Raw genomic sequence first — 20335 nt, forward strand, 5'->3', positions numbered from 1 at the left:
CGACCGTAGAATTGCCCGAGCGGCGACTTTCAGGAGATGACATGAGCGAAGACGCGGGTTCCGGCGTCGCGCTCCGTCTCGACGCCGAACAGTTCGAGGCGTTGGTCGTCAACGAGCTCGACCAGCTCCCCGACGACATGGTCGAGGGCTTGGACAACGTCGTGTTCGTCGTGGAAGACCGGCCTGAGGACGGATCGCTCGATCTTCTCGGGCTGTATGACGGTTGGGCGTTGACGGAGCGCGACCGATACGGCGTAGGCGAGCTTCCCGACCGCATCATCCTCTACCGCGAGCCGCACCTCGCAGCCTGCTCCGACGAGCAGGAGCTCCGCGACGAGATCCACACGACCCTGGTCCACGAGATCGCCCACTTCTACGGCATCGACGATGCGCGCCTGCACGAATTGGGGTGGGCATGATGCCGACGGTGGCCACCCCCGATCTCGACGTCGTCGACGACACCGAGCTCACTGCCGTTCCGCCCTCGTCGTGGCAAACGGTGGTGTGGAACGACCCCGTGAACCTCATGAGCTATGTCAGCCACGTGTTCCGCACCTACTTCGGCTTCGACGCCGCGACGGCCGAGCAGCTCATGCTCGCCGTGCACCACGACGGCCACGCGGTCGTTGCCCGCGGCCCCCGCGAGGTGATGGAAGCACACGCGCATGCCATGCACGATTACGGCCTGTGGGCGACAGTTCGGAAGGAACCCGCGTGAGCGACAAGATCGTCGTCCTCGAGATCAGCGGTCTCGAGGCCCTTCACCTCGCCGGCATCGTCGGGCAGTTCCGTGACGTCGTGACGGACACGCAGCGCAGTGACGACCCTGCCGTCGCACGCCTGCTGCCGGATGCGTATCCCGATGATGAGGAAGCGACACGGGAGTTCCGTCGGCTGACCGGCGACGACCTGCTCGGTCGACGTGCCGCCGACGCGGAGGTCATCCTCCGCACCCTCGGCATGGACGGCGGGGCGCATGACCACGGCGACCCGGATGCCACCCTGACCATCGCTCTCGGCGAAGACGAGGCCCTGTCGTGGATGCGGACCCTGTCGGCGGTGCGTCTCGTGATGGCGACACGCCTCGGCATCCACAGCGAAGACGATCATCAGCCCGATGATCCGCGCTTCGGGATCTACGACTGGATCGGCTATCGCCTCGACGGTTTCGTCACCGCACTCGACCGCCGCTGAGCGTCGTCGCGCGACCCGGTCCCTCCGACGAGCTCAGGGACCTGACGACTCAGACACCGGGGCGTCAGCCCGGGTGGCTGAGTTCGTCGAAGCTTCCGGACGCGACATTACCGAGGTGGCTGAGCTCGTCGAAGCCACCGGACGCGCCACTGTCCAAGCGCTTGCAAACGTCGGGGTCAGCGCGTCCGGTTTACGGCACCCGCACGAACAGGGTCGCGAGCGACACCGGGCCGTTCTGCTCGATGTGCCGGTCCTCTTGCGCCGCCCAACGCTCCCAGTGCGGACGATACGTATCGCCGTCTCGCTCGAGAGCTCGATGTTTACGCGAGGGCGACGGCGCATCGACCCACACGGCGACGTCCGCCAATCGCGCGGTCTCCGGCGTCAGAGCGCCCGCTCCTTCGACGACGAGCGGGAGGGACGGATCGACGGCGTAGGCTTCCGCACGCTCGCCGGCATCCCAGTTCCAGCGTTGCCACACCCCCACAGCGCCTTTCGCGTGCGGGGTCAAGATCATCTCGCACGCGTACGTCGAGCCGGCGGCGAGACCGTCCCAACCGGGATAGACATCGTCGAGCGCGACGAGCTGCACGCGTCCTCTCAGCGGCCAGGCCGAGACGAGACGGCGTGCGAGAGAGCTCTTCCCTGCTCCGCTGCGCCCATCGATGACGATCACCGGGTTGGTTGCGGCGACCGCGCGCACGCGCTCGAACACCGCGGACGTGGCCGCGGCGAGAGCCTCGTCGACGTCGTCCGCGTTACTTCTTGAGGGCGCGGATGACACGGCTGAGCGCGCGACCCGCGACCCACACGAACGGAACGGCGACGGCGAGCAGCGACACGATGTTCGGGTCGAAGCGGAGGTCGTCGCCGCGACGGATGTACGCGCCGAGCGGCAGGGTGTAGCCGCCACCGCCACCGCCGCCGTTGCCCTGCTCATCGGATCCGCCGCCGAAACCGGCCCACGTGAGCGCGACCGGGACGATACGGACGCCGTCGACGTCCTGCTGCTCGCCGTACGCGGCCGTGACGCCGAAGTTGGTGGACTGCTTGCCGAGTTCCAATGCGATGTTGGGCATGTCCCCACCGTACCCGCGACGTCCATCGGAGCCCAGGGGTGTTGCGCCGTCGCGCGGACCGTGTCAGTGGTCGTACGTCGGGCGGGGGTTGGTCGGGAGTGCCCCGCCGCCGCGGGTGGGGCCGAGCAACGAGCCGCGGGTCACGGCGCCGCGACCGAAACGGGCGACGGCGCTGTCGAGCGCGCCCTCGACACGGCGCCATTCGGCGTCGTCGTCCCACAGGGTCGCGGCCATGGTCGCCGGCGCGAGCTTCTCGCCGCGCACGCCCACGAGTCGCACCGCTTGTCGACGGTCGATCGCGTCGAACAGCTCGATCGCCGCATCGCCGATGCGTTGACCGACGGAGGTCGCTTCGGACAGGGTGCGCGAGCGACTCACCGTGGTGAAGTCGCTGAAGCGCACCTTGATGGCCACGGTGCCCGCCTCGTACTGCTGCGCGCGCAGACGTGCGCCGACCCGATCCGCGAGACGGCGCAGCTCGACGTGGAGCGTGCGGGTGTCGGAGATGTCGGCGTGGAACGTCTCTTCGTGACCGATGCTCTTCTCCGTGCGCCCCGTGTGCACCGCGCGGGCGTCGATTCCGCGCGAGAGGTGCCAGACCCGCTCTGCCATCGCCGATCCCAGTGCCTGCTCGAGCACGGCCCGTGGCGCGTCCAGGATGTCGGAGACGAGACGGATGCCGCGCGCCTCGAGAGACTCGGCCGCCTTGGGGCCCACTCCCCAGAGGGCGCGCACGGACCGCGGCCGCAGGAAGGCCTCGGTCTGACTCGCCGCGACGACGAGCAGCCCGTCGGGTTTGGAGATCGTCGACGCCATCTTCGCCACGTGCTTCGTCGCGGCGACGCCGATGCTGCACGTGAGTCCGGTCTCGGCCTCGACCCGTGCGCGGAGATCGCGCGCGATCCGCCCCGGACTCCCCCATAGGCGTCGAGCTCCTCGCACGTCGAGGAAGGCCTCGTCGATCGAGAGGGGCTCGACGAGGGGCGTGACGTCGTGGAAGATCGCCATGACCTGCCGCGACATCTCGGTGTACCGGTGATACGGAGGATTGACGACGATCGCGGTCGGGCACAGTCTCAGCGCGACAGCGACCGGCATGGCCGACTTCACCCCATAGCGGCGAGCCTCGTAGGACGCGCTCGACACCACGCCGCGACCCTCGGATCCGCCGATGATGAGCGGCTTTCCGGCGAGGGACGGGTCGTCGAGCACAGCGACCGAGGCGAAGAACGCATCCATGTCGACGTGCAGGATGCCGGTGCCGGTGTCATCCGCGTCGGGGGGCGAGACGATGCGCCCCGTGCCGTCCCCGCGTCCCATACGTCCATTCTCTCCCGGGCCTCCGACATCGAGACGGTCACGCTGGCGATGCCTCAACACCGGGAGAACGACGGATGCCACGGCCCGCCGCGCGTGCGCGGCCGGGATCGTGGCATCCGGGGTCCTGCGAGGGGTTCTACTGCGCGGCCGCGCGCTCCAGCACGAGCTCTCGCACGCGGGCGGCGTCGGCCTGCCCCTTCATCGCCTTCATGACCGCACCGATGACAGCGCCGGCGGCCTGTACCTTGCCATCACGGATCTTCGCGAGGACATCGGGCTGTGCCGCGAGCGCATCGTCGATCGCCGCGATCAACGCACCGTCATCGGAGACGACGGCGAGCCCGCGCGCATCGACGACCTCTTCGGGTGTCCCCTCACCGGCGATGACGCCTTCGAGCACCTGACGGGCGAGCTTGTCAGTGAGCGTGCCCGCATCCACGAGCTTCTGAAGGGCCGCGACGTTCGCCGGCGAGACGAGGTCGGCCGCATCGCGCTCCTGCGCGTTGGCGACGCGGGTGATCTCGCCCGTCCACCACTTGCGCGCGGCCGCGGGGGCGGCCCCTGCGGCGATCGTGTCGGCCACCGCGTCGAGGAGCCCGCCGTTGGCGACGTCCTGGAACTCCAGGTCGGTGAAGCCCCACTCGGCCTTGAGCCGACGCCGACGCGCGGCGGGAGGCTCGGGGAGCGCCGCTCGGAGCTCCTCGATCAGTTCGGGCGCAGGCACCACGGGGAGCAGGTCGGGCTCCGGGAAGTAGCGGTAGTCGTCGGCATCCGACTTCGGTCGACCGGGAGAGGTACGTCCGGTGTCTTCGTGCCAGTGCCGCGTCTCTTGCGTGATGGTGCCACCCTTGGCGAGGATCGCGGCCTGGCGCTGGATCTCGTACCGCACGGCGCGCTCGACAGAGCGCATCGAGTTCACGTTCTTCGTCTCGGTGCGGGTGCCGAGCTTTTCCTGGCCGCGCGGCCGCAGCGACACGTTCGCATCGCAGCGGAGGTTTCCGCGCTCCAGGCGCGCCTCCGAGATGCCGAGACCGCGAACGATGTCGCGAATCGTCGCGACGTACGCCTTGGCGAGGGCGGGGGCGGAGTGCTCCGCACCGAAGATCGGCTTGGTGACGATCTCGACGAGCGGCACACCGGCCCGGTTGTAGTCGACGAGCGAGTACTCGGCGCCCTGGATGCGACCGGTCGCGCCGCCCATGTGGGTGAGTTTGCCCGCGTCTTCCTCCATGTGGGCGCGCTCGATCGGCACGGTGACGATCGTGCCGTCTTCGAGCTCGACCTCGACCGATCCCTCGAACGCGATCGGCTCGTCGTACTGCGAGATCTGATAGTTCTTGCCGAGGTCGGGGTAGAAGTAGTTCTTTCGCGCGAAGCGGCTCGAGGGTGCGATCGAGCAGCCGAGGGCGAGGCCCAGGCTGATCGACGAACGGATCGCTTCGGCGTTGACGACCGGCAGGGCGCCGGGGAGCCCCATGTCGACCGGCGCGACGAGCGTGTTCGGCTCGGCGCCGTGGTTCGCCTCGTTCGCCGGGTTCGGCGCCGACGAGAACATCTTGGTCGCGGTGTTGAGCTCGACGTGCACCTCGAAACCGAGGACGGGCTCGAACATCTCGAGCGCCTCGTCGAAGTCCATCAGGGCATCTTTCGCCATCAGATCATTCCTGCTTTCGGTCCCTGAGCCTGTCGAAGGGTGAGAGAGGGGGCCTTGTCGAGGAGCGGTGCGCCCCACTGGTCGACGAGCAACGCCTCGAGCGCCGCGCCGACGCGGTACAGGCGCGCGTCTTCCCGCGCCGGGGCGAGGAACTGGATGCCGACGGGCAGCCCGTCTTCTTCGGCCAGGCCGCTGGGGATCGAGATACCCGGGACGCCCGCGAGGTTGGCAGGGATCGTGGTGATGTCGTTGAGGTACATCTGCAGGGGGTCGTCGATCTTCTCGCCGAGTCGGAAGGCCGTCGTCGGCGCCGAGGGCGTCGCGATGACGTCCACCTGCGCGAAAGCGGCGTCGAAGTCCTGCTGGATCAGCGTGCGCACCTTCTGCGCGCTGCCGTAGTAGGCGTCGTAATAGCCGGCGGACAGCGCGTACGTTCCGAGGATGATGCGGCGCTTGACCTCGGGCCCGAACCCGGCGTCGCGCGTCGCGGCCATGACGTTCTCGACCGTGGGGGCACCCTGCGGGGTCACGCGGAGACCGAATCGCACCGAGTCGAACTTCGCGAGATTGCTCGATGCTTCGGCGGGAAGGATCAGGTAGTACGCGGCGACTCCGTACTCGAAGTGAGGCGCGTTGATCTCCACGATCTCGGCGCCCTGGGCTTCCATGGCAGCCAGCGAGGCGCGGAACGAGTCCGACACGCCCTTCTGGAAGCCGCGGTCGTCGAGCTCGCGGATGACGCCCACTCTCAGGCCCTTCAGGACCTCACCGGTCGCCCCCTCTCGGGCGGCCGCGGCGAATGAGGGCCACGCGTCCGACAACGAAGTGGAATCGTTCGCGTCATGCCCGCCGATCACGTCGTGCAGCAGGCCAGCGTCGAGCACGGTGCGGGTGACCGGACCGACCTGGTCGAGGCTCGAGGCCAGGGCGATCGCGCCGTAGCGGCTGACCCCGCCGTAGGTGGGCTTCACGCCGACCGTTCCGGTGACGTGGGCGGGCTGACGGATCGACCCGCCGGTGTCGGAGCCGAGGGCCAGGGGTGCCTCGAAGGCGGCGACGGCTGCCGCCGAGCCACCGCCGGAACCACCCGGAATGCGGTCGAGATCCCAGGGGTTACGGGTGGGACCGTAGGCGGAGAACTCCGTGGACGAGCCCATCGCGAACTCGTCCATGTTGGTCTTCCCGAGCGGCACGAGACCGGCGGCACGGGAACGAGCGACGACCGTGGCGTCGTAGGGCGACATGTAGCCCTCGAGGATCTTGGAACCGCTGGTGGAGGGCATGTCGGTCGTGACGAGCACGTCCTTCACCGCGAGCGGCACTCCGGCCAGCTCGTGCAGCTGCTCACCGGCGGCGCGACGGCGGTCGATGTCAGCCGCGACGTCGAGGGCGTGGTCGCTGACGTGCAGGAACGCGTGGACGTCGCCATCAACGGCGGCGATGCGGTCGAGGTGCGCCTGCGTGGCTTCGACGCTGGACACCTCGGACGACGAGATCTTCGCGGCCAAGTCGGCCGCGGTCAGGCGGGTGAGATCGGTCACTGCTCTTCTCCCAGGATCGCGGTCACGCGGAATCGCCCGTCTGCCTGGTCGGGGGCGTTCTGCAGCACCTGCTCGCGCGTCAGCTGCGGCTGCACGGCGTCGGGGCGGAAGACGTTCTCGAGCGGGATCGGGTGGCTCGTCGCGACGACCTCGGGGGTCGCCACCTCGGACACCTTCGCGATGTTGTCGACGATGGCATCCAGCTGGCCGGTGAGGCTCTGGACCTCCTCGTCGCTCAACTGGATCCGGGCGAGCACACCGAGATGGCGCACGAGATCAGGAGTGATTTCAGACACCCTCCGATCCTAGTTCGCGTCGTGTTCGCCCTGCGCTCGCGACCGGCATGGCCGGGGAGAGTCGCCGAGCGGGACACGCCTGGGGAGGAACGGTCGATTCGCCTCCGAAATCCTGTGGACACGGATCGCGGCTGTGAACAACGCCCCGCGCGACATGCCTCGCCCTAGGCTGGCCCGGTGACCAGCTTCGATCCGCCCCGTCCCTGGACCCACAGCTACGCCGCCGGTGTCCCCGAGGACCTCGAGCCCCAGACCGGGTCGCTCGTCGACATCGTCGATGCCTCGACCCGCGACTATCCCGACGCTCCGGCGCTCCAGTTCTTCGGACGAGAGACGACGTACGCCGAGATGTCCGCCGAGATCGCGCGCGTCGCAGGCGCGCTGGCCGCTCACGGCGTGCGCGCCGGCGACCCGGTGGCGATCGTGCTGCCGAACTGCCCGCAGCACATCGTTGCGTTCTACGCCGTCCTGCGGCTCGGCGCCGTCGTCGTCGAGCACAACCCGCTCTACACCGCTCGCGAGCTGCGGAAGCAGTTCGAAGACCACGGCGCGAAGCACGCCATCGTCTGGAGCAAGGTCGTGCGCACGGTGCAGGACTTCCCCGCCGACCTGCGGCTGACGACGCTCGTGTCGGTCGACGTGACAGAAGCGATGCCGTTCCGCATGCGCCTGGCGCTTCGCCTCCCGATCGCGAAGGCCCGAGAGTCGCGGGCGGCACTCACCGAGAAGACGCGGGACGCCACCCCCTGGGCCGACCTCGTGCGTCGCGCGCCGCTGCCCGAGACGCACCCGCGTCCCTCGTCGGCCGACCTGGCGATCATCCAGTACACGAGCGGCACCACCGGTACCCCCAAGGGTGCCATGCTGACGCACGCGAATCTCCTCGCCAACGCCGCGCAAGCGCGCGCGTGGGTGCCGCAGATCGTGCGGGGCGAAGGGTGCGTTGTCTATGCCGTCCTGCCGATGTTCCACGCCTACGGGCTCACTCTGTGCCTGACGTTCGCCATGTCGATGGGGGCGCGACTGGTGCTGTTCCCCAAGTTCGATCCCGATCTGGTCCTGGCTGTGACGAAGAAGCACCCCGCGACCTTCCTGCCCCTGGTTCCGCCGATCGCGGAGCGGCTCCTCGCCGCGGCGCAGGCGAAGGGCATCTCGCTCCACGGCACCGACGTGGCGATCTCCGGCGCGATGGCGCTGCCGCACGATCTGGTCGTCCCCTTCGAGAAGGCCACGGGCGGATACCTGGTCGAGGGATACGGTCTGAGCGAGTGCTCCCCCGTCCTCATGGCGAACCCCGTCGCCGACAACCGCGTCGCCGGGACGGTCGGTCTTCCGCTCCCCGGCACCGAGTGTCGTGTCGTCGACCCCGACGACCCGCGCCGCGACGTCGAACGCGGCGAACTGCTGGTTCGAGGACCGCAGGTGTTCTCCGGCTACTACGGCAAGCCCGAAGCGACCGACGAAGTCTTCGTCGACGGGTGGTTCCGCACGGGAGACATCGTCACGATCGATGACGCCGGGTTCGTCCGCATCGTCGACCGGATCAAAGAACTGATCATCACGGGCGGTTTCAATGTCGCGCCCACCGAGGTCGAGAACGTGCTGCGCCAGCACCCCGACGTGGCTGACGTCGCCGTCGTCGGCCTGCCGAATGAGCACTCCGGTGAGGAGGTCGTCGCCGCGGTGGTCCCGACGACGCCCGGCGCGTTCGACGCTGAGGCGGTGCGGGCGTTCGCGCGCGGCATCCTGACGCCCTACAAGGTCCCGCGTCGCATCGTCGTCGTCGACGAACTGCCGAAGTCGCTCATCGGCAAGGTGCTCCGTCGCCAGGTACGGGAGCAGCTCCTTCCGAAGGGGTGATCGCCGCCTGAACGGTGCCGGCTCGCCGAGCGCACCTCCGTGCGGCCTAATGCTCGTCGGCGACCGCGTCCGAGTCTTCGGCCGCACCGCCATCGAGGGCTGCGGGTCCCTGCTCGACCAGGATGCGGAACTGCGCGGCATCCAGGATGCGCAGCCCGAGCTCCTCGGCCTTCGCGAGCTTGGATCCGGCACCCGGTCCCGCCGCGACGAAGTCGGTCTTCTTCGAGACGCTCGAGGCGGCCTTCCCGCCGGCGGCCAGGATCGCTTCTTGCGCGCCTTCACGCGTATAGCCGTCGAGCGAGCCCGTCGCGACCACGGTGAGGCCGGCGAGAACCCCACCCGCCGCGGCGGCGGCCCCGGGCCCGGGGTGCCCCGGCACCGAGAACCGCACCCCGGCAGCCGCCCACCGATCGACGATCTCTCGATGCCAGTCGACCTCGAACCAGTCGATCACGGCGTCGGCGATGATGCCGCCGACCCCCTCGACCGCGGCGAGCTCTTCGCGCGACGCTGCGCGGATGGCATCCAGAGATCCGAACCACTGCGCGAGTGCCCGCGCGGCGACGGGGCCGACATGGCGGATGTTCAGCGAGACGAGCAGACGCCACAGGTCTTTCGTCTTGGCTTTCTCGAGTTCGGCGACCAGCTTGACCGCCTGCTCGGAGGGCAGGACCTCGCGGTAGTCCTTACGGATACCGCGGCGCCGACGCTCGGCCGGATCGAGGTCTTCCGCCCCGGGTGGGTACGAAGCGGGACCAAGCTTCTGAAACGGCGCTCGACGCACGAGTTCGCCGGTGTCCGGGTCGACCTTGCGCTCACCCGTTTCGGAATCGCGGACGACGACCTCGATCGGAACCAGCTCTTCGACGGTCAGGTCGAACAACCCGGCCTCGGTGTCGAGCGGCGGACGCTCGGGCACGTCCGGCTGCGTGAGCGCGGCCGCCGTGACCTCACCGAGAGCCTCGATGTCGAGAGCACCGCGCGAGCCGATGTGCTCGACGCGGCCTCGCACCTGCGCGGGGCACGAGCGCGCATTGGGACACCGCAGGTCGATGTCGCCCTCTTTCGCGGGCCGAAGAGGCGTGCCGCACTCGGGACAATCCGCCGGCATCACGAAGGCTCTCTCGGTCCCGTCGCGCAGCTCGACCACGGGGCCGAGCACCTCGGGGATGACGTCGCCGGCCTTTCGCAGGACCACGGTGTCGCCGATGAGGACACCCTTGACCTTGACCACGTCTTGATTGTGCAGAGTCGCCTGGCGCACCACGCTGCCTGCGACCTTCGCCGGTTCCATCACCGCGAACGGCGTCGCGCGGCCGGTGCGACCGACCGAGACGACGATGTCGAGCAGCTTCGTGTTCACCTGCTCGGGCGGGTACTTGTACGCGATCGCCCACCGCGGGGCACGGCTGGTCGCGCCGAGCTCGTCGTGCAAGGCGAGCTCGTCGACCTTGACCACCACGCCGTCGATCTCGTGCTCGACGTCGTGTCGGTGTTCGCCGTAGTGCGCGACGAACGACAGCACGCCGTCGATGCTCGACTCGACGCGGCTGTAGGGCGACGTGGGGAGTCCCCACGACGCGAGGAGCTCGTAGATCTCGCTCTGCGCCGCAACGGGGGGATCGGGCCACGCGCCGATCCCGTGCACGTACAGCGACAGGGAGTCGATTCGCGCGAGGCCCGCTTCGAGTTCGAGACCGCTCTTCTTCTCGATCTGCTGACGCAGACCACCGCTGGCCGCGTTCCGCGGGTTGGCGAAGGCGGGGAACCGGCGCGCCGCAGCCTGCTCCGCCTTCTCTTCGTCGAACGCGCGCGCACCACGTCGACCGGCGGCACGCTCTCGCGCCTCGGCAACGGCGCGCTCCCGGAACTCCCCCTGGAGGCGGTTGAGGTTCTCGAACTTCGCGACGGGGATGAAGACCTCTCCGCGCACCTCCACGAGGGCCGGATGGCCCTCTCCCGAGAGCTCACGCGGCACACCCGCGAGGCGAAGCGCGTTCTCGGTGACGATCTCGCCCACGCGCCCGTCGCCGCGCGTCGCCGCCGAGGTCAGCACGCCGTTCTCGTACCTCAGGCTGATCGCCAGGCCGTCGATCTTGAGCTCGCTGAGCCAGTGCACCTTTCGCCCCGCGGCGGCTTCGGTCTTGACCGCCCAATCGCGCAGCTCGTCGGGCGAGAACACGTTGTCGAGACTGAGCATGCGCTCGGCGTGCTCGATCGTCGCGAGATCCGTGGCGCCGGCCGCACCGACCGACAGCGTCGGGCTGTCCTGCCCCTGCAGCTCGGGGTGAAGCCGCTCGAGCGCCTCGAGCCGATGCATCCAGCCGTCGTACGTCGCGTCGTCGACGAGCTCGGCATCGCGACCGTAGTACGCCTCCCGGGCGTCGACGATGCGCTGGGTCAGGTCGGCCGCCTCCGTGCGCGCGTCGTCGAGGGAGAGGTCGGGAAGCTGATCGTGCTCGGTCACGGATCCAGCTTAGGGAGAGGCTCCGACATCGAGCGCGGGCCTTGCGGGAGCGTGTCGAGCGGAGGATGAGGGACGACGGGAGGGAGATTCCGACGCGGCAATCCTCCGCTCGTCCCTCGTCCTCCGCCCGTCACGCCACCCGCGCGCAGCGCCGTCCGCCCGTCGCTCCACCGGCGCTTAGCGCCTTCCGCCTGTCCCGACGCCGCGCCTTCGCGACAGCGCTCAGACCTCGACCGGCACCGCCGACACGGTCCGGTCGATCGTGAACTGCCCGATCACGCGCGTGCCGTCGTAGAGCACCGCCGTCTGACCCGGCGCCACCCCGTCGAACGGAACCTCGGGCCGCACCGTCAGCATCCCGTCCTCCAGCGACGCGAGAGCGGGAACCGGATCGGCGTGGGCACGGATCTGCACGTCGCACGCGAACGCCGACGCCACGGGCGCCCGGCCCGCCCAGGTGAAGCGCTCCCCCGCGATCTCGGCGCAGGCGAGCGCCTCTTTCGGGCCGACCACGACGGTGTTGTTGACCGGCCGCACCTCGAGGACGAACCTCGGCTTGCCGTCCGCGGCGGGGACGCCCAGCTGCAGCCCTCGACGCTGGCCGACGGTGAACGCGTGCGCCCCGTCGTGGGTTCCCACCACGGCTCCCGAACGGTCGAGGATCTCGCCCTTCTCGGCGCCGACCTTGTCAGCGAGCCAGCCGCGGGTGTCACCGTCGGGGATGAAGCAGATGTCGTGGCTGTCGGGCTTCTGCGCCACCGTCAGGCCGCGCTCCTCCGCCTCGGCGCGCACGAGCGCCTTCGACGGGGTCGAGCCCAGCGGGAAATAGGTGTGAGCGAGCTGTTCGGCCGTCAGCACGCCCAGGACGTACGACTGGTCCTTGGCGTTGTCCGACGCCCGGTGCAGCTCGCGTCCTTCCGGCGTGTCGACGAGGGTGGCGTAGTGCCCGGTGCAGACGGCGTCGAACCCGAGCTCGATCGCGCGCTCGAGGAGCGCGGCGAACTTGATCTTCTCGTTGCATCGCATGCAGGGGTTGGGCGTCCGACCCGCACGGTACTCCGCGACGAAATCGTCGATCACGTCATCGCGGAACCGCTCGGAGAAGTCCCAGACGTAGAACGGCATCCCGAGCCTGTCTGCCGCGCGTCGCGCGTCCATCGCGTCCTCGATCGTGCAGCATCCGCGACTCCCCGCACGGAGCGTGCCGCCCGCGCGCGAGAGCGCCAGGTGCACGCCGACGACGTCGTGGCCCGCGTCGACGGCGCGCGCCGCCGCCACCGCGGAATCGACGCCACCGCTCATCGCCGCCAGAACTCGCATCGTCCCAGTCTACGAAGCCTGACCTGAACGGGCTCCGGATGCCACAGCCCGGGCGTAGGCGTCCGGAAGCAGGGTGAGGACCGCATCGACGTCCGCCGCGGTGGAGGTGCGTCCAAGGGTGAAACGGAGCACCGAACGCGCCGCACGCTCCCCCAGCCCCAGAGCCAGGACCACGTGAGACGGCTCGGCGACTCCGGCCTGGCACGCCGACCCGGTGGAAACCGCGACCCCCGCCATGTCGAGGAGGAACAGCAGCGTCTCGCCCGCGGCATCCGGAAACAGGACGTGCGCATTCCCGGGGAGCCGGTTGACGGGGTCGCCCAGCAGCCGAGCCTCGGGAATCGAACGACGGATGCCGTCGATCAGCCGATCGCGCAGGGCGCTCAGTCGCCGCGTCTCGCTCTCACGTTCGGCCTCGGCGGCGGTGGCCGCCGCCGCGAAGGCGGCCGCCCCGGCGACGTCCTGGGTACCGGCGCGGAGCCCCCGCTGTTGTCCCCCGCCGTGCACCAGAGGCGTCAGGGTCGCGTGGCGCGACACCACGGCCGCTCCGACGCCGACGGGACCACCGACCTTGTGCGCCGACACCGACAGCGCGGCCAGGCCGCCGCTCGCCGTGCCCGCCCCCCGCCAGCCGGCGAAATCGATCGGGACCTGTCCGAGGGCCGAGACCGCGTCGAGATGGAGGGGCACTCCGGCCGCGGATGCCACGGACGCCAGGTTTGCGGCATCCTGCACCGTCCCGACCTCGTTGTTCGCCACGAGGGCCGTCGCGAGCGCCGCGCCGGGGAGGGCGGCGGCGAAGGCGTCGGTGCCGATGCGTCCCGCATGGTCCAGAGCTACCGCCCGGACGTCGGCGCCCTCAGCGGACGCGAGCCAGCCGATGACGTCGAGCGTGGCGTGGTGCTCTCCGTCGGGGAGGACCACGGTGTCGGCTCCGTGAGGACGCGCCCACCACAGTCCCTTCAGGGCGAGGTTCGCCGCCTCGGTACCTCCGGAGGTGAAGACGATCTCGATCGGTTGGCACCGCAGGACGCGCGCGAGCTCGTCGCGGGCGTCCTCGAGCAGGCGCCGCGCAGCTTGGCCGGCACCGTGGATCGAGGACGGGTTGCCCAGCACCTCGTGGGCGGCCAGCCAGGCATCACGGGCTTCTGCGCGCAGTGGAGTGGTCGCTGCGTGATCGAGGTAGACCTGCATCCCGCTTTCCCTCCCGACGACGCGCGCCGCCTTCACTACCCTAGATCTCATGGTCCGACCCGAGCCTGTCCTTTCCCCGCACGCCGGCCTGCTCGACGACGCTTTCGACAACCTCGGCGTGACGCTCGGTCCCGACGGAGGCACCCTGCGCGTGTGGTCGGCTCACGCCGATGCGATGCAGCTCCTCGTGTTCGACGACGTCGATCTCGACTGGGCGACCGAGACGCTCACGATGGCGCCGACGGGTGGCGGGGGGTTCGAGGTCACGACTCCCCTGCTGCGCCCGGGTGCGCGCTACGCGATCCGCGTCGGGGGGCCGCACGGCCCGGGCAACACCTTCAACCCGCAGACGCTCCTCATCGAGCCCTACTCGCGCGGACTCGTCTCCGGATCCTTCGGCGACTGGCGCTCCGTCGTCGTCGACGGCGCCTTCGACTGGGGCGCGTCCACCAAGCCGCAGGTGCCGATGGACCGCACCGTCATCTACGAGGGCCATGTCAAAGGCCTGACGAAGCGGCATCCGTTCATCCCGCCCGCCCTGCACGGCACGTACGCCGGCCTCGCGCACCCCGCGATGATCGAGCACTTCCAGTCGCTCGGTATCACGAGCGTCGAACTGCTTCCCGTGCACGCTTTCGCGACCGAGCCGCGCCTGCTCCAGCTCGGCCTCACCAATTACTGGGGCTACAACTCGCTGAACTTCTTCACCCCGCACGCCGCGTACGCCACGGCCGCAAGCCGCGCCGAGGGGCCCGAGGCCGTCCTGCGCGAATTCAAGGGAATGGTCAAGCTCCTGCACGAGGCCGGCCTCGAGGTGATCCTCGACGTGGTCTACAACCACACGGCGGAAGAGAGTATCGGCGGTCCACGGACGAGCCTGCGCGGCATCGACAACCGCTCCTATTACCGACAGACCGACGACGGCGTCTACATCGACGAGACCGGATGCGGAAATGCGGTGAACACGTCGACGGATGCCGCTGCGCGCCTCGTCCTGGACTCGTTGCGGTACTGGACGAACGAGGTGCAGATCGACGGCTTCCGCTTCGACCTCGCGGTGACGCTCGGGCGCGACGCGAACCATTCCTTCACGCCCGACCATCCGCTGCTGCAGGCTATCCGCGACGACGAGCACCTGGCCGGGACCAAGCTCATCGCCGAGCCGTGGGACGTGGGCATGGGCGGGTGGCAGACGGGCGCCTTCGGTGAGGGCTGGCACGAGTGGAACGACCGCTACCGCGATCGGGTGCGCAACTTCTGGCTGAGCGACATCGACTACGCCCGCCGGGCCGACACAGCCCCGGTCGGCATCGGGGGTTTCGCGACGCGACTCGCCGGTTCGTCCAACACGTTCAGCGAGGACCGCGGGCCGCTCGCGAGTATCAACTTCGTCACCGCGCATGACGGATTCACGCTCCGCGACCTGGTCTCGTACGACGTCAAGCACAATCTCGGCAACGGCGAGCAGAACCGCGACGGCGCCGACACGAACCGCTCGTTCAACCACGGCGCCGAGGGACGCACCGACGACGAACACGTGCTCGCCACGCGCCGCAAAGCGATGCGCAACCTCATGGGCACGCTCCTGCTGTCGGCGGGCGTCCCGATGATCACGGCGGGCGACGAGATGGGCCGCACCCAACGCGGCAACAATAACGCGTACTGTCACGACTCGACCCTCACGTGGCTGTCGTGGGACCTCGCGCCCTGGCAACGCGACCTGTTCGCCCACACGCAGCGCCTCCTGCAGCTGCGGCGCGAGAACCCGGCGCTGCGCCCGAAGCGTTTCGCCCGCGCGGGAGAGAGCATTCCCTCGGCCTCGGTGATGGAGTGGTTCGACGAGCGGGGCGAGACCATGTCGGGCGAGCGGTGGACCGATCCGTCGCACCGGACCCTGCAGTACCTGGCGACCTCGACGCCCGAGGACGAGGAGCTCAATCGCATCCTGCTCATCGTGCACGGCAACGAGCGCGCGATCGACGTGACGCTGCCGACGCTGGAGCCGGGCGTCGCGTTCGTCTCGCTCTGGTCGAGCGAGGAAGAGGCCCCGACCGAGCACGGCAAACGCTTCGCCGCGGGAGATGTGCTCGCCGTCGCGGGAACGTCAATGAGACTGTTCCGCGTCGAGTAACCGGGCCGTCGTGTCAAGGCCGGGAGAATGGATGCCGTGAGGTCGGCGGGCCGCGATAGGTTCGGATCGTGGCCACCACGACGACTCCTACGCCCGTACGTCCCTGGCGCAGCGGCGCCTCGATTCCCGAGCGCCCGGTCAAACCGACGCCGACCGCGAAGGGCGTGGTGACGCCGCGTATCCCGCTCGCGCTCCCCCACCCCAGCGTGCCGGGCGGACGATTCCGCCCGTCGGCGTACGTCGGCGAAGCCGTCCCCTTCACGGTGACCGCATTCCGCGAAGGGCATGACCGCATCGGCGTGCACGTGAGGTTGTTCTCGCCCTCCGGCGACGAGTCGCTGCACCGGCTCAGCCCCCTGAACGACGGGTTCGACCGGTGGTCCACGCTCGTTGCTCCGCTCGAGCAGGGCATTTGGCGATTCCGTTTCGAAGCTTTCGCCGACGAGTTCGCGACGTGGGAGCACGCGGCCGACGTCAAGATCGCCGCGGGGGTCGACTCCGCTCTCATGCGCGAGATCGGTGCCCGGCTGTTCGACCGCGCGCGCGGAGAGAAGAAGCGCCCCGGCAGCGACAAGGACGTGCTGTACGAGGCAGCGCGCGCGCTGCGCGACCCGGACACGCACGATGACGTCGCCCTCGAGATCGTCCGCAGCCCAGAGATCGCCGCCATCTTCGCGGCCAGGCCCGTGATGGGCTTGGTCTCGGTGGGGCGTGAGACGGAGCTGCTCGTCGAGCGTGAGCGCGCCGGCGTCGGCGCGTGGTACGAGTTCTTCCCCCGATCCGAGGGCGCGACGCGCGCCGAAGACGGAACCGTCGTGAGCGGAACCTTCCGCACCGCGACGGACCGTCTACCGGGGGTCGCCGGCATGGGCTTCGACGTGCTGTACCTGCCGCCGATCCACCCCATCGGCGAGAGCAATCGCAAGGGCCCGAACAACACCCTCGTCACGTCGCCCGGCGACCCCGGCTCGCCGTGGGCCATCGGCGGTCCGGCGGGCGGACACGACGCCGTGCAGCCCGACCTCGGGACTCTCGACGACTTCCGCGACTTCGTCTCGGCCGCACGCGCCCAGGGCATCGAGGTCGCCCTCGACCTGGCCCTCCAGGCCTCGCCCGACCACCCGTGGGTGACGGAGCATCCCGAGTGGTTCACGACGCTGCCCGACGGCTCGATCGCCTACGCCGAGAATCCGCCGAAGAAGTACCAGGACATCTACCCGGTCAACTTCGACAACGACCCCGACGGCATCCGCGCCGAGGTCTTGCGGATCGTGCGGCACTGGATCGCCCAGGGCGTCCGCATCTTCCGCGTCGACAACCCGCACACCAAGCCCCTGCAATTCTGGGAGTGGCTGATCGCGACCGTCAGCGCCGAAGAGCCCGACGTCGTCTTCCTCGCCGAGGCGTTCACGCGCCCCGCCCCGCTGCAGGGACTCGCCATGGCCGGGTTCCAGCAGAGCTACACCTACTTCACGTGGCGGAACACGAAGGAAGAGCTCGAGGAGTTCTTCTCGGGCCTCGCGCACGAGACCTCCGACTTCCTGCGCCCCAATCTCTTCGTCAACACCCCCGACATCCTCACCGAGTACCTGCAGTTCGGCGGCCGTCCGGCCTACAAGATCCGCGCGGCGCTGGCGGCGACGGCCGCGCCGACCTATGGCGTCTACGCCGGTTACGAGCTCTATGAGAACGTGGCTCGTCCGGGGTCGGAAGAGAACATCGACAACGAGAAGTACGAGTACAAGTTCCGCGATTGGGCGGGTGCCGAGGCGGCGGGCGATTCCCTCGCTCCCTACCTGCGCATGCTGAACCAGGCGCGCCGCGACCACCCCGCTCTGCGCCAGCTTCGCAATCTCGACGTGCACTGGAGCGACGACGACGCGATCCTGGTCTATTCGAAGCACCTCGACGCGGCGCTCTCCCCCACCGGTGAGAGCGACACGATCATCGTGGTCGCCAATGTCGACCCGCACTCGGCGCGGCAGAGCACGGTGCACCTCGACACCACGGTGTGGGGCGTCGAGCCCGGCACCCCTTACGAGGTGGAAGACCTCGTGACCGGTCAGGTGTGGACCTGGGCCGATCACAACTTCGTGCGCTTGGACGCGTTCGACGAACCCGTGCACATCCTGCACGTGAAGGAGGTCCGATGAGCACGCTTCCCGCCGAGCTCCTGGATGCCGTCGCCTACGGCACGCATCACGATCCGCACAGCGTCCTCGGTGCGCACAAGACCGCGGAGGGGTGGGTGATCCGCGTTCGTCGCCCCCTCGCCAAGGACGTGGTCGCCGAACTCGACGACGGCACGACGGCCGTTCTGTCGCACGTGCGCGGCGGCATCTGGGAGGGATCCGTCCCAGGTCACCCCGGTGCCTACCGCGTCCGCTCGACCTATGACGACGGCGTCGGTCACGTCGCCGACGATCCGTACCGCTTCCCACCATCGGTCGGCGAGCTCGACCTGCACCTCATCGCCGAGGGCCGACACGAGGAACTGTGGCGCGTCCTCGGAGCGCACGTGCGCGAGATCGACGGAATCTCCGGCACCGCCTTCACCGTCTGGGCTCCCAATGCACGGGCGCAGCGCGTGATCGGCGACTTCAACGGCTGGGACGGACAGGGCAGCGCGATGCGCTCCATGGGGTCCAGCGGGATCTGGGAGCTCTTCGTGCCGGGCGTGGGCGTCGGCGCACGCTACAAGTTCGAGATCCTCGCTCGCAGTGGCGCGTGGGTGCAGAAAGCCGACCCGATGGCGCGCCTCGCCGAAGTTCCGCCGGCGACTGCTTCGGTCGTCACGGATTCGGCCTACACCTGGTCGGACGACAGCTGGATCGCGGAGCGCTCGAACAGCGCTCCCATCGACCGTCCGATGTCGATCTACGAGCTCCACCTCGGCTCATGGAAGCAGGGGCTGTCGTATCGCGACGCCGCGGACGAGATCATCGCCTACGTGGGTGCTCAGGGCTTCACCCACGTCGAGTTCCTGCCGCTCGCCGAACACCCGTTCGGCGGCTCCTGGGGCTACCAGGTCTCGGGCTACTACGCCCCGACGAGCCGCTTCGGCGACCCCGACGACCTGCGCTACCTGATCGACCGCCTGCACCAGGCGGGCATCGGCGTGATCATGGACTGGGTCCCCGGTCACTTCCCCAAGGATGAGTTCGCGCTCGCGCGCTTCGACGGGGAGGCGCTCTACGAGCACCCCGACCCCCGCCGCGGTGAGCACAAGGACTGGGGAACGCTCATCTTCGACTACGGCCGCAACGAGGTGCGCAACTTCCTCGTCGCGAACGCGCTCTACTGGTTCGAAGAGTTCCACGTCGATGGTTTGAGAGTGGATGCCGTCGCCTCCATGCTCTATCTCGACTACTCCCGCAACGACGGCGAGTGGGCCCCCAACCAGTTCGGCGGGCGCGAAAACCTCGAGGCGATCCGCTTCCTGCAGGAGGTCAACGCGACCTCGTACAAGCGCTACCCCGGTATCGCGATGATCGCCGAGGAGTCCACGAGCTTCCCGGGTGTCACCGCGCCCACGTCCCACGCCGGCCTCGGTTTCGGCTTCAAGTGGAACATGGGGTGGATGAACGACTCCCTGCAGTACATCGCGCGTGACCCGATGTACCGCTCTCACCACGAGGGAGAGCTGTCGTTCTCGTTCGTGTACGCGTTCAGTGAGAACTTCATCCTTCCGATCAGCCACGACGAGGTCGTGCACGGCAAGGGCAGCCTCTTCGGACGGATGCCGGGAGACCACTGGCAGAAGCTCGCGAACATGCGCGCGTTCCTGGCGTACATGTGGGGCCACCCCGGCAAGCAGCTGCTGTTCATGGGCCAGGAGTTCGGCCAGATGTCGGAGTGGTCCGAGGGCCGCGGCTTGGACTGGTGGATGCTCGACCAGCCGTCTCACGCGCAGTTGCACGACTTCGTGGCCGAGCTCAACCGCGTCTACAAGGAGCACGCTCCGCTGTGGTCTCGCGATCACGACGGAGCGGCGTTCTCGCGCCTGGGCGCACCCGCCTGGAACCCGAACGTGCTGGCTTTCGCCCGTCGCGATCACCACGGCAACACGATCGCCGTGCTGTGCAACTTCTCGGGCGTGCCCCTCGGCGACTTCCCGATCGACCTCCCCGAGGCGGGGACGTGGACCGAGGTCCTCAACAGCGACGCCGAAGCCTTCGGCGGCTCGGGTCAGGGCAACTTCGGCGCCGTGACGACGGACGCGCGCGGAAGCGCCGTTCTCACTCTGCCGCCCCTCGGGGTCCTCTGGCTCCAGCACTCG

Annotated in this window: 16 protein-coding genes; 7 read left to right on the forward strand and 9 right to left on the reverse strand. The window is 69.2% G+C overall.

The genetic code is table 11. The annotated features are described in order from the left end of the window. The first annotated feature begins 41 nt into the window (after window positions 1-41). From P2P98_RS05890 to P2P98_RS05900, 3 genes are read left to right on the forward strand one after another with little or no spacing between them, the layout of a single operon-like run. Complete coding sequence (locus P2P98_RS05890) at window positions 42-419, forward strand: metallopeptidase family protein (RefSeq protein WP_275798093.1); 378 nt, start codon at window positions 42-44, stop codon at window positions 417-419. After that, window positions 419-718: an ATP-dependent Clp protease adapter ClpS gene (gene clpS / locus P2P98_RS05895; RefSeq protein ID WP_275798120.1), complete on the forward strand. Its 300-nt coding sequence runs from the start codon at window positions 419-421 to the stop codon at window positions 716-718. The genes P2P98_RS05890 and clpS overlap by 1 nt, the downstream gene beginning before the upstream one ends. Beyond that, window positions 715-1194: a DUF2017 family protein gene (locus P2P98_RS05900; RefSeq protein ID WP_275798095.1), complete on the forward strand. Its 480-nt coding sequence runs from the start codon at window positions 715-717 to the stop codon at window positions 1192-1194. The genes clpS and P2P98_RS05900 overlap by 4 nt, the downstream gene beginning before the upstream one ends. Before the next feature lie 190 nt (window positions 1195-1384). Here the strand turns inward: P2P98_RS05900 and P2P98_RS05905 are convergent, their stop codons facing one another. The 6 genes from P2P98_RS05905 to gatC all read right to left on the reverse strand — a co-directional run bounded on the left by P2P98_RS05905 (window position 1385) and on the right by gatC (window position 7084). Continuing rightward, complete coding sequence (locus tag P2P98_RS05905) at window positions 1385-1978, reverse strand: hypothetical protein (protein ID WP_275798096.1); 594 nt, start codon at window positions 1976-1978, stop codon at window positions 1385-1387. Next, complete coding sequence (locus P2P98_RS05910) at window positions 1953-2273, reverse strand: hypothetical protein (protein ID WP_058596110.1); 321 nt, start codon at window positions 2271-2273, stop codon at window positions 1953-1955. The genes P2P98_RS05905 and P2P98_RS05910 overlap by 26 nt, the downstream gene beginning before the upstream one ends. Window positions 2274-2336: 63 nt before the next feature. After that, entirely contained in the window at window positions 2337-3593 is a 1257-nt protein-coding gene (locus tag P2P98_RS05915; protein ID WP_275798099.1) for a DNA polymerase IV, read from the reverse strand. 136 nt (window positions 3594-3729) lie between these two features. After that, on the reverse strand, window positions 3730-5247 hold the full coding sequence (gene gatB, locus P2P98_RS05920; protein ID WP_275798101.1) for an Asp-tRNA(Asn)/Glu-tRNA(Gln) amidotransferase subunit GatB: 1518 nt from the start codon (window positions 5245-5247) through the stop codon (window positions 3730-3732). Then, a complete protein-coding gene (gene gatA, locus P2P98_RS05925; RefSeq protein WP_275798103.1) occupies window positions 5247-6788 on the reverse strand; it encodes an Asp-tRNA(Asn)/Glu-tRNA(Gln) amidotransferase subunit GatA in 1542 nt (513 codons plus the stop codon). Before gatA ends, gatB begins: the two co-directional genes overlap by 1 nt. Then, window positions 6785-7084, reverse strand: a complete 300-nt coding sequence (gene gatC, locus P2P98_RS05930) for an Asp-tRNA(Asn)/Glu-tRNA(Gln) amidotransferase subunit GatC (RefSeq protein WP_058626747.1) — start codon at window positions 7082-7084, stop codon at window positions 6785-6787. The genes gatA and gatC overlap by 4 nt, the downstream gene beginning before the upstream one ends. A gap of 177 nt (window positions 7085-7261) precedes the next feature. On the opposite strand from gatC, the gene P2P98_RS05935 reads away from it, so the two are divergent. Next, complete coding sequence (locus P2P98_RS05935; RefSeq protein ID WP_275798106.1) at window positions 7262-8944, forward strand: long-chain-fatty-acid--CoA ligase; 1683 nt, start codon at window positions 7262-7264, stop codon at window positions 8942-8944. Between the two features lie 46 nt (window positions 8945-8990). Here the strand turns inward: P2P98_RS05935 and ligA are convergent, their stop codons facing one another. The 3 genes from ligA to P2P98_RS05950 all read right to left on the reverse strand — a co-directional run bounded on the left by ligA (window position 8991) and on the right by P2P98_RS05950 (window position 13925). Next, on the reverse strand, window positions 8991-11411 hold the full coding sequence (ligA, locus tag P2P98_RS05940) for an NAD-dependent DNA ligase LigA (protein ID WP_275798107.1): 2421 nt from the start codon (window positions 11409-11411) through the stop codon (window positions 8991-8993). A gap of 222 nt (window positions 11412-11633) precedes the next feature. Next, entirely contained in the window at window positions 11634-12731 is a 1098-nt protein-coding gene (gene mnmA, locus P2P98_RS05945) for a tRNA 2-thiouridine(34) synthase MnmA (RefSeq protein WP_275798109.1), read from the reverse strand. 9 nt (window positions 12732-12740) lie between these two features. Next, complete coding sequence (locus P2P98_RS05950) at window positions 12741-13925, reverse strand: cysteine desulfurase family protein (protein WP_275798111.1); 1185 nt, start codon at window positions 13923-13925, stop codon at window positions 12741-12743. A 49-nt stretch (window positions 13926-13974) separates the two neighbouring features. Between P2P98_RS05950 and glgX the strand changes: the two genes are divergently transcribed. The 3 genes from glgX to glgB all read left to right on the forward strand — a co-directional run. Then, window positions 13975-16056 (forward strand): glycogen debranching protein GlgX, encoded by a 2082-nt coding sequence (gene glgX, locus P2P98_RS05955; protein WP_275798114.1) that lies wholly within the window; start codon window positions 13975-13977, stop codon window positions 16054-16056. A gap of 68 nt (window positions 16057-16124) precedes the next feature. Further along, window positions 16125-18209, forward strand: coding sequence for a maltotransferase domain-containing protein (locus tag P2P98_RS05960; protein WP_275798116.1), 2085 nt, complete (start codon window positions 16125-16127; stop codon window positions 18207-18209). Further along, on the forward strand, window positions 18206-20335 hold a 2130-nt coding region (glgB, locus tag P2P98_RS05965; protein ID WP_275798118.1), incomplete at its 3' end, for a 1,4-alpha-glucan branching protein GlgB. The genes P2P98_RS05960 and glgB, both read left to right, overlap by 4 nt.

The sequence above is a fragment of the Microbacterium sp. Kw_RZR3 genome (genome assembly GCF_029222405.1).
Taxonomy (GTDB): domain Bacteria; phylum Actinomycetota; class Actinomycetes; order Actinomycetales; family Microbacteriaceae; genus Microbacterium.